At 38.3% G+C, this 10,124-nt stretch carries 5 protein-coding genes and 14 tRNA genes; all 19 read right to left on the reverse strand.

The genetic code is table 11. The annotated features are described in order from the left end of the window. Positions 1–185: 185 nt before the first annotated feature. On the reverse strand, positions 186–2,573 hold the full coding sequence (locus ACFSUL_RS13170) for a glycogen/starch/alpha-glucan phosphorylase (protein ID WP_377936116.1): 2,388 nt from the start codon (positions 2,571–2,573) through the stop codon (positions 186–188). After that, positions 2,563–4,017, reverse strand: a complete 1,455-nt coding sequence (gene glgA / locus ACFSUL_RS13175) for a glycogen synthase GlgA (RefSeq protein ID WP_377936118.1) — start codon at positions 4,015–4,017, stop codon at positions 2,563–2,565. Before glgA ends, ACFSUL_RS13170 begins: the two co-directional genes overlap by 11 nt. Continuing rightward, positions 4,014–5,042 (reverse strand): sugar phosphate nucleotidyltransferase, encoded by a 1,029-nt coding sequence (locus ACFSUL_RS13180; RefSeq protein ID WP_377936120.1) that lies wholly within the window; start codon positions 5,040–5,042, stop codon positions 4,014–4,016. Before ACFSUL_RS13180 ends, glgA begins: the two co-directional genes overlap by 4 nt. A 38-nt stretch (positions 5,043–5,080) precedes the next feature. After that, entirely contained in the window at positions 5,081–6,253 is a 1,173-nt protein-coding gene (locus tag ACFSUL_RS13185; RefSeq protein ID WP_377936122.1) for a glucose-1-phosphate adenylyltransferase, read from the reverse strand. Then, on the reverse strand, positions 6,232–8,121 hold the full coding sequence (glgB, locus tag ACFSUL_RS13190) for a 1,4-alpha-glucan branching enzyme (protein ID WP_377936124.1): 1,890 nt from the start codon (positions 8,119–8,121) through the stop codon (positions 6,232–6,234). Before glgB ends, ACFSUL_RS13185 begins: the two co-directional genes overlap by 22 nt. Positions 8,122–8,615: 494 nt before the next feature. Beyond that, positions 8,616–8,687 (reverse strand) — tRNA-Glu (locus tag ACFSUL_RS13195). A 6-nt stretch (positions 8,688–8,693) separates the two neighbouring features. After that, positions 8,694–8,784 (reverse strand) — tRNA-Ser (locus ACFSUL_RS13200). Positions 8,785–8,790: 6 nt separating this feature from the next. Further along, a tRNA-Asn gene (locus ACFSUL_RS13205) sits at positions 8,791–8,865 on the reverse strand. Between the two features lie 13 nt (positions 8,866–8,878). Continuing rightward, positions 8,879–8,955, reverse strand: a tRNA-Ile gene (locus tag ACFSUL_RS13210). Between the two features lies 1 nt (position 8,956). After that, positions 8,957–9,030, reverse strand: a tRNA-Gly gene (locus ACFSUL_RS13215). 18 nt (positions 9,031–9,048) lie between these two features. Continuing rightward, positions 9,049–9,124, reverse strand: a tRNA-His gene (locus ACFSUL_RS13220). 26 nt (positions 9,125–9,150) lie between these two features. After that, positions 9,151–9,226, reverse strand: a tRNA-Phe gene (locus tag ACFSUL_RS13225). Between the two features lie 156 nt (positions 9,227–9,382). Further along, a tRNA-Asp gene (locus ACFSUL_RS13230) sits at positions 9,383–9,459 on the reverse strand. Between the two features lie 33 nt (positions 9,460–9,492). Then, positions 9,493–9,566, reverse strand: a tRNA-Met gene (locus ACFSUL_RS13235). 27 nt (positions 9,567–9,593) lie between these two features. Beyond that, positions 9,594–9,686 (reverse strand) — tRNA-Ser (locus ACFSUL_RS13240). Positions 9,687–9,698: 12 nt separating this feature from the next. Next, positions 9,699–9,775 (reverse strand) — tRNA-Ile (locus tag ACFSUL_RS13245). Between the two features lie 4 nt (positions 9,776–9,779). Next, a tRNA-Met gene (locus ACFSUL_RS13250) sits at positions 9,780–9,856 on the reverse strand. Positions 9,857–9,881: 25 nt separating this feature from the next. Next, positions 9,882–9,957: transfer RNA gene (locus ACFSUL_RS13255), tRNA-Ala, on the reverse strand. Positions 9,958–9,967: 10 nt separating this feature from the next. Further along, a tRNA-Pro gene (locus tag ACFSUL_RS13260) sits at positions 9,968–10,044 on the reverse strand. Between the last annotated feature and the right edge of the window lie 80 nt (positions 10,045–10,124).

Raw genomic sequence — 10,124 nt, forward strand, 5'->3', positions numbered from 1 at the left:
CATGAGCTCAGGATACTATAAAGGCGTTTTTGCCCCTTCTATGATCTCTTCTAGGGATCAGATTATAAACAAAGAGGGGTCTTCTCCATAAGTCGAACTTATGGAGAAGACCCCTCTTTCTGCTATACATTCCTTATTTGTTCCTGACACATTATATCCGTCCTGTGCCAGGAACAACAGCACCGTCACTTTATTTTCCATATATCTTCTGCATACTCTGTAATTGTTCGGTCACTTGAAAAATAGCCCGAATATGCAATGTTATTTAAACACATTTGATTCCAATCATCTCTTCTTTTATAAGCATTACCAGCCGCTTCATGAATACGCACATATGAATCAAAATCTCGTAGTACAAAAAACTGGTCATTTTCCGCTAATAATGAATCATAAATTGTTTCAAAGTGGTCATCTGCACCTGGAAGAGTGCCATCAATTAACTGAGTCAGTGCTTTTTTAATTCTCGTATCGTGATGGAAGTACTCCATGGAATAATACCCACCATTTTGTTGGTATTTCATAACTTCTTGTGCATTTAAGCCAAAAATAAAAATATTTTCTGGCCCGACTTGTTCTAGAATCTCGATATTTGCACCATCAAGTGTACCAAGTGTAACTGCCCCATTCATCATGAACTTCATATTCCCTGTGCCCGAAGCTTCTTTGCTAGCAGTAGAGATTTGTTCAGATATATCAGCTGCTGGTATAATTTCTTCTGCCAAAGAAACTCTATAATTCTCTAAAAATACTAATTTAATTCTCCCATTTACGATAGGATCATTATTTACAAGATCTGCAATAGTATGTAAGAGTTTAATTATTTTCTTGGCATAGAAATAACCTGGAGATGCTTTTGCACCGAAAATAAAGGTTCTTGGTGGAAAATCATAATTCGGGTCTTCCTGGCAACGGTTATATAAATAAAGGATATGAAGCACATTTAACAACTGGCGTTTATATGCATGCAATCGTTTTACTTGAATGTCAAATATAGAGTGAGGATCTACTTTAATACCATTTTGTTTAAATATTCGATCGGCTAGACGTTGTTTATTTTTTTGCTTTACTTCATAGAGCTTTTCAAGAAAAGCGGCATCATCGCTAAACTTTGTCAACTGCTGCAAGTTGCTCGGCGTGTGAACCCATTCTTTTCCAATTGCAGAAGTAATTAGTTCGGTCAATGCAGGGTTGGCATTTAAGAGCCACCTTCTATGTGTAATACCGTTTGTTTTACTGTTAAACTTAGTCGGATAATATTGATAAAATAAATTCATTTCTCTTTGTTTTAGAATTTCAGTATGAATTTTAGCGACTCCATTAACACTGTAGCTTCCAACAATAGCTAAGTGGGCCATTTTCACTTGACCATGTGAAATAATCGCCATTTCCTCAATTCGCTTCCAATCCCCTGGATATTCATTCCACAATTCTTTGCAAAATCGTTCATTTAGTTCATCAATGATCATATAGATTCGAGGAAGTAACGGCTGAAATATCCGGATTGGCCATTTCTCCAGTGCCTCTGATAAAGTTGTGTGATTCGTGTATGCAAACGTATTTTTCGTTACAGTCCAGGCCTGTTCCCATTCAAACTCATATTCATCTACCAATATTCTCATTAATTCTGGTATAGCCAAAACAGGATGAGTATCATTTATATGAATTGCTACATGCTTATGAAGTTCATGCAAATCGCCAAATCGATATAAATAGGAACCAATAATGGAACGTAAACTCGCCGATACAAGAAAATATTGCTGCTTCAAACGTAAAATCTTTCCTTCATCGTGTGTATCGTCAGGATATAGAAATTCGGTTATCGCTTCCGTCTCCCGTTTATATTTCATCAAATCCCTTCCAGCCTTGTAAGCTGCTGGCTCTGCACTCCACATACGCAACGTATTAACTGTGCTTGTTTTATAACCGACAATCGGCATATCATATGGAACAGCAGAAACTACTTCTGCATGAATATGGCGAAATTTCATTTTACCTTCTTCCATGTAGGATTCGACTTTCCCCCAAAAAGGTATTTCTACAGCTAAGTCCGGTTTTTTTACTTCCCATACATGCCCATGCCTCAACCATTGTTCAGGCAATTCCATTTGAAAACCATTAACTATTTTCTGTTCGAAAAGACCATGTTTATAGCGAATTCCATACCCGTGTCCTGGCAGGTTAAGAGATGCCAATGAATCAAGGAAACAGGCAGCTAAACGTCCTAGTCCCCCATTGCCTAGTCCTGCATCATGTTCTACTTCTTCAATCTCAGGAAAGTCTATCCCAAGATCATTCAGTCCTTCTTGCACTACATCATAAATACCTAAATTCATTAAATTTTGTCGTAGTAATCTCCCTAATAAAAATTCAATAGAAAGATAATATACTTGCTTTGAATCTGAAAAACGGTACTGCTCATTCGTTTGGATCCAATTTGTACTTATATATTCGCGAATCATTTGTCCAAGTGTAAAATATTGATCTTGTACGGTAGACTCAGGAAACGTTTTTCCATACATCCTCTCAAGCTTTTGGAGAAACCCCTGTTTAAACTCATTTTTATCAGAAAACATGGCTCTCACTCCTTGATGTGAGCTTTGCATAAAGCTTATTATATTTGAAGGCTGATTTTGCCCAACTGTAATCTTTGCTCATGGCCGTACGAACAATACTCTCCCATGTTTCCTTTTCGTTAGTATAAATAGAAAGCGCTCTTCTGTAAGTGAACAGCATATCATGTGCATTAAAATGACTAAAAGAAAATCCTGTTCCTTCTCCTGTCACTTCATTATAAGAATCGACTGTATCGTTAAGGCCACCTGTTTCCCTAACGAGAGGTAACGCACCATACCGCATCGCAATCAACTGCCCTAGACCACATGGTTCAAATTTAGAAGGCATTAAAAATATGTCCGAAGCGGCATATATTTGTTTTGCCAGTTGCTCGTTAAAACCGACAATTACACGGACCTTATCTTTATAATGGCTCTCCATCTCTCGAAAGAACTGCTCAAACTCATAGTCCCCCGTACCTAATAATACAAATTGGACCTTTTCTTCCATCATTTCATGAAAAACACATCGCACTAAATCTAGCCCTTTTTGTTTTGTTAGTCTCGAAATAATTGATACGATCGGAATACCCTCATCAACTTGTAAACCTAAGCTCTTTTGTAGACCTTTTTTCGTTTCTGTCTTCCCTTTTAAATCTCCCGTATCAAAAGGAATTATTCTTTCTTCCCCATCCAGAGGAGAGTAAAGTTGGTCATCGATACCATTAATAATTCCTATCAAATCTCCTTTTCGACTGTTTAAAACCCCTTCCATTTTCTCTGCAAAATATGGAGTTAAAATTTCATTGCGATAGGTTGGACTGACAGTTGTAATATAATCGGAAGACAGTAGAGCTGCTTTCATAAAATTAATATTACCGTAAAATTCTAAGTACTCTGGTTGAAAGTACCATTCGTCAATCCCTAGTAAGTCTGTCATCACACTTTTTGGAAATATCCCTTGGAATTGAAGATTATGAATGGTGAATACCGTACGAATAAATGAATACCCTGGCCGATCTTGATACTCTATTTTTAATAAGAAAGGTACCATCCCAGCATGCCAATCATGACAATGAAGGATATCTGGGTAAAAACCAATTTCTCCTATACTTTCTAGCACAGCTCTTGTAAAAAAGGAAAATCGTTCTCCCTCATCAAAATAACCGTATAATCCTTCGCGGTTAAAATAGTACTCATTATCTATAAAATAATAGGTTATTCCATCTTCAAAAACCTCTTCTATACCGCAATATTGATTTCTCCAACCAATAGACACTGTAAACTCTTTTTTCTTTTTCATTTTTGCCTTGAGGGAATCGGAAATTTGACCATACTTAGGCAAAATAACCCTCACATCTGTACCAAGACTTTTTAATTCCTTTGGAAGAGAACCTGCAACATCTGCTAATCCTCCAGATTTCACATAGGGCACACACTCTGAAACAACAAATAATACTTTCACGAATTCATCAACGCTCCTTGGGTCATTCCTTTTCGGATAACAATTGGGGCCATAGGATCTCCTATCAACTTGACCCCATCCTCTATCTTTACATCTTTATCAAGGATGACATTCTCTAATACACAATTATCTCCAATTTGACTCTTTTGCATAATAATACTATTGGAGACGGTAGTATTTTTCCCTATCCTTACCCCTCTGAATACCGTACTGCTTCTTACATTTCCTTCTACGAAACACCCATTTGCTACAATACTGTTCTTAACACTTGAACCTGACACATAACGTGTTGGTGGCTCATCCTTTACTTTCGTGTAGATAGGTGCATTTTTTTGAAACAGCTGTTTCCAATTATCAGGGGTTAACAGATTCATACTCGTACTGTAGTACTTTTCTATAGAATTGATAGATTCCACATAACCATCTTGTTCATAGCCACAAACCTTATATGTATTTTGCAAATCCTCGACAACATCCTTCATACACATATATCCAGACGCTTTTCGATTTTCAATAAGGTCTATCAGCAAAGATGTTTTTAAAATATACATTTCAAGCGGCTTCCCATCTTTACGCAACTCTGTTATATCACAACCGATTCTTTTATGCCTATCTAATACTGGTTTAAAATCGAAATTGCAAAGAGTATAACAATTGCTGATAAGTGCATACTCTTGTTTACTTCGATAAAAATAATCTAAATGATAAGCAAAATGATTAAACGAGCCTACACCATCTTCCCTACCTTGTAAATCGGGCGAAGGAAAAAAGAAGAGACCATCCCTTTTTCTATTTAAGTCCCAATTTTTCCCTGATCCAAGATGATCCATTAACGAACGGTATTGAAACTTCGGAAAGATAGCAACCGAATTGATTCCTGTGTTAACCATATTAGATAAAACAAAATCAATAAGCCGATATCTTCCTGCTATCGGAACAGCCGCTAAAGAACGGTGCAGCAATAAATCCTCCAAAGATTCATGGTAGCTAGTTGCATCAATTACTCCAAGCATTGTTTGTTTCATAATTCTCCCCCTTGTTCAATATAAGAAGTGTGTAGTTGTTAGTAACTTTCCCGGGTTACTTCCTCTTGGTCTAATAATGTTTTTAAGAACTTTTCTGTGACTAAAATGATCTCATCAGAACCTTCCTCAGGCATAATGCATACACCGTCAGGAATCGTTACATTACAAGAAACAATCGCTTGTTCAATATAAACATTCGGGCCAATTACTGCATCAGGCATAACAACAGACCGTTTAACATAGGCTCCTTTATTTACTGTTGTTCCTTGAAATAAAACTGATTGAACAACTTTTCCTTCAATTGTGCATCCCTCATTAACAAGAGACTCTTCAACGACTGCATCTTCTGAAATAAATTGAGGTGGTTCATTCGGATTTACAGAATATATTCTCCATTCATAATCAAATAGATTTAGTTTGGAATCTGAATCAAGTAAGTCCATATTTGCTTCCCATAAACTTTTTACCGTTCCGACGTCTTTCCAATATCCTTCAAACGGATATGCCATTAATTTTTTCTTATCATCCAGTAATAAAGGAATTACATCTTTACCAAAGTCATGGCTAGATTTAGAATTGAGGTTATCTCTTTTCAAATATTCCTTTAAAACTTTCCAGTTGAAAATGTAAATCCCCATCGAAGCTAAGTTATTTTTAGGTTCTTCCGGTTTCTCCTCAAATTCTAGTACTCTCATATCTTCGCTCGTATTCATAATTCCAAAACGGCTTGCTTCTTCCCATCCCACTTCAATAACAGAAATGCTGACATCTGCTTGTTTCTCAATATGATAATCAAGCATCTTACTATAATCCATTTTATAAATGTGATCACCCGAAAGTATTAAGACATATTCAGGATCAAATTGCTCAATATAGTTCATATTTTGATAAATCGCGCATGCCGTTCCCGTGTACCACTTAACTTCAGATGACTCCGCATATGGAGGAAGAACCGTTACTCCACCATTCTTACGATCAAGATCCCAAGCACTTCCAATTCCAATATATGAATTTAGAACAAGCGGTTGATACTGTGTCAGCACCCCTACAGTATCAATTCCAGAATTGGTACAGTTACTTAATGTAAAGTCAATGATTCTATACTTTCCTCCAAAAGGTACAGCTGGTTTAGCCAAACTTTTAGTCAATGAATTTAATCTGCTTCCTTTTCCCCCTGCTAATAACATTGCTACACATTTTTCTTTCGCCATTCTCTATCCTCTCCTTCCGCCTTCGATGGTTTTAAATAAACGGCAGCATACGGTGGAATTGTCATTTCCACATAACATGGCCTACCATGATAACTTTCCTCATGTACAGTCAGTGGTATTGGATTAATTTGATGTGACCCACCATAACGTTCATCGTCACTATTCCAAACCTCTTCGTAAACATATGCTTCTTCAACTCCAACCTTATAGTGGTGATATACTTTACTACTAAAATTGCAAACAACCACTAAGAAATCTTCTCTTTGTTTTCCTCTCCTAATAAAAGAAAATATTTGCTGGTTTGCATTATTTACATCAATCCACTCAAACCCTTCTGAACGATGATCTAACTCATACAAAGAATTAGTACCTTTATATAAATGCATTAGATCTTTAAAATATGAATTGAATTTGTGATGCATTTCGTAATCCATTAACCCCCAGTCTATCTCCTCTAAATCCTTCCACTCAGAAAAGGGAGCCAGTTCGCTTCCCATAAATAATAACTTTTTCCCTGGGTGTGCGATCATATAGGAAAGAAGCAAGCGATATTGAGCAAACTTCTGCCAATAGTCTCCCGGCATTTTATTTAATAGTGACTTTTTTCCATGCACTACTTCATCGTGTGAAAAAGGCAGAACATAGTTCTCAGAAAAGGCGTATAAGAGGGAAAATGTCATAAGAGAGTGAACATCCCTTCGTTTAGAAGGCTCTGTTTCCATATACTCTAATACATCGTTCATCCAACCCATATTCCATTTATAATTAAACCCTAGGCCGCCATAATGAACAGGTGCTGTCACTTGTGGCCAATCAGTAGAATCCTCCGCAATCATTAACGCACAAGGCTCGTATTCAAAAACCGCATGATTTAATTTCTTTAAAAAACTTAGTGCTCCTTCATTTGGCACCAATTTATCTTGGTTTCCCCAATAAATGATATTGGCTACAGCATCAATTCGAAATCCATCAATATGGTATTTTTCCATCCAAAAACGCGCATTGGAAATAAGAAAACTTTGCACTTCTCCTTTTCCTAAATCAAAATTAGCAGTTCCCCATGTATAGTTTTCTCTATCTCTTTCATTCTCGTATTCGTAAAGATAAGAACCATCAAATTGATACAGGCCATGCGCATCTTTACAAAAATGTCCTGGCACCCAATCTAAAATGATTCCAATATCATTGAGGTGGCATTTATTCACAAAATGCATAAAATCTTCGGGAGTCCCATATCGACTCGTAGGAGCATAATATCCAGTACTTTGATACCCCCATGAACGATCAAATGGATGCTCCGTAATAGGTAGCAACTCAATATGAGTAAAACCGTGCTCTTTCACATACGGAATAACTTGATCTGCTAATTCTAAATAGGATAAGAAGCTTCCATCTTCTTTTTTCCAAGTTCCTAAATGCAACTCATAAATAAATAATGGATTTTCATAATGAGGTGTTGCCGAACGTTTCTTCAGCCACTTTTCATCTTGCCAAGAGAAACTATTTAAATCGTAGACAATGCTTGCTGTTTGTGGTCTTTTTTCAGCAAAATATGCGTAGGGATCTGATTTCATATATGTATTCCCATTGGCAGACAAAATTTTATACTTATATGTCTCACCGTATAAGTTTTGGTCAATGGTAATAGTCCATAATCCTTCATTATTAAATTTTTTTAATTCGTATCCCTCTCCACTCCATTGATTAAAAGAACCAACGAGTTGAACACTTTCAGCATTTGGTGCCCATACACAAAACTCTGTAAATGTTGTGGAAGAAATATTACGAAGATGAGAACCCATAAAACGATAGGCCTCTTGTAAGTTTCCTTCGTGGAATAAATAGCTATCATAACTAGAAATGCTCATCGTACTCATCATCCTATCTACGTGATGTTCTAGTTAATACTTTTCTACCTTGAATTAGAAATCCCTCTTATAATTACACCCGTAATTACGACACGTTTTTACAAAAGGATGCTAGAATAACTAGAAAACAAAAAATCAATAAAATGAAAGGGTTTGCAAAGTGAAGTATATAGAGAAGTATGTCGAAAAATATTCAAGTAGAGTATTCTAAAATAATTAATTTAAAGGATAATTAGTAGATAATACGGGGTATAATAGTTCTTTTTAAGACTAGTAGATTGCAATAAGAGAGAGTAGGAAAACATATTTAAAACGGGAAATACCAAGTCTAGCAATTATAAGTCACAAAAGGAAGTCAGGACAACATGATAGCCCTCTGACTAGTTGCCTCTTCACTGATGAACAGATAAATATTTTCAATAGAATAGTAATTCTAAAAAGTGTTATATTATTGATAATAAAAAAAGAGACTATCATGTTGATAGTCTCTTTTATGACCCGTACGGGATTCGAACCCGTGTTACCGCCGTGAAAGGGCGGTGTCTTAACCGCTTGACCAACGGGCCTTAAAATGGCGGAGAAGGAGGGATTTGAACCCTCGCGCCAGTTACCCGACCTACACCCTTAGCAGGGGCGCCTCTTCAGCCACTTGAGTACTTCTCCAAAATATGGCTCCGCAGGCAGGATTCGAACCTGCGACCGATCGGTTAACAGCCGATAGCTCTACCACTGAGCTACTGCGGAACATTTAAAATCATGGTGGGCCTAAGTGGACTCGAACCACCGACCTCACGCTTATCAGGCGTGCGCTCTAACCAGCTGAGCTATAGGCCCATGGAGCGGGTGATGGGAATCGAACCCACGACATCAGCTTGGAAGGCTGAGGTTTTACCATTAAACTACACCCGCACTATTTTTATTTTTATATGGGGCGATTGATGGGAATCGAACCCACGAGTGTCGGAGCCACAATCCGATGCGTTAACCACTTCGCCACAACCGCCATATAAATTATTGTATTAAGGAAAATGGTGGCTCAGGACGGAATCGAACCGCCGACACATGGATTTTCAGTCCATTGCTCTACCAACTGAGCTACTGAGCCATAATTAAAATGTATCTTAACTAATATATTGCTATGTCCATCGTCCAGCTTTCAGAAAGGTTATTCAAGATGTTTCTCAAGCTGTACGCTGATGCTTTTTCAATGAATCTGATTCATCGTGCTCTACCAACTGAGCCATAATTTTTAATTAAATAGTGGCGGTCCGGACGGGACTCGAACCCGCGACCTCCTGCGTGACAGGCAGGCATTCTAACCAGCTGAACTACCGGACCAAATTTAATTTTTTATAAAGTGAAAATCTGGTATTGCGGGGGCAGGATTTGAACCTGCGACCTTCGGGTTATGAGCCCGACGAGCTACCAGACTGCTCCACCCCGCGCTAATATAGATTATCATTTGAAAGATATGGCGGAGGAAGAGGGATTCGAACCCCCGCGGGCTTTAACACCCCTGTCGGTTTTCAAGACCGATCCCTTCAGCCAGACTTGGGTATTCCTCCGTAATGTATAAATGGTGGACCTTGTAGGACTCGAACCTACGACCGGACGGTTATGAGCCGTCTGCTCTAACCAACTGAGCTAAAGGTCCTAGTTGGTAGCGGCGGAGGGGATCGAACCCCCGACCTCACGGGTATGAACCGTACGCTCTAGCCAGCTGAGCTACACCGCCAAAGTATTTCTGTATAAGTTAAATATGGTGGAGCCTAGCGGGATCGAACCGCTGACCTCCTGCGTGCAAAGCAGGCGCTCTCCCAGCTGAGCTAAGGCCCCATATTGAAAGTGGTCGGGAAGACAGGATTCGAACCTGCGACCCCTTGGTCCCAAACCAAGTGCTCTACCAAGCTGAGCTACTTCCCGTTTATAATAGTTTATAGTTATAATGGCGCGCCCGAGAGGAGTCGAACCCCTAACCTTTTGATCCGTAGTCAAACGCTCTA

The sequence above is a fragment of the Bacillus seohaeanensis genome, assembly GCF_042684945.1.
Taxonomy (GTDB): Bacteria; Bacillota; Bacilli; order Bacillales; family Bacillaceae_B; genus Rossellomorea; species Rossellomorea seohaeanensis.

What these genes read in the sequence shown, in the direction of transcription:
- ACFSUL_RS13170 (WP_377936116.1), bottom strand. Translation starts at nt 2,573, where the DNA reads ATGTTTTCTGATAAAAATGAGTTTAAACAGGGGTTTCTCCAAAAGCTT.
- glgB (WP_377936124.1), bottom strand. Translation starts at nt 8,121, where the DNA reads ATGAGCATTTCTAGTTATGATAGCTATTTATTCCACGAAGGAAACTTA.
- ACFSUL_RS13180 (WP_377936120.1), bottom strand. Translation starts at nt 5,042, where the DNA reads ATGAAACAAACAATGCTTGGAGTAATTGATGCAACTAGCTACCATGAA.
- ACFSUL_RS13185 (WP_377936122.1), bottom strand. Translation starts at nt 6,253, where the DNA reads ATGGCGAAAGAAAAATGTGTAGCAATGTTATTAGCAGGGGGAAAAGGA.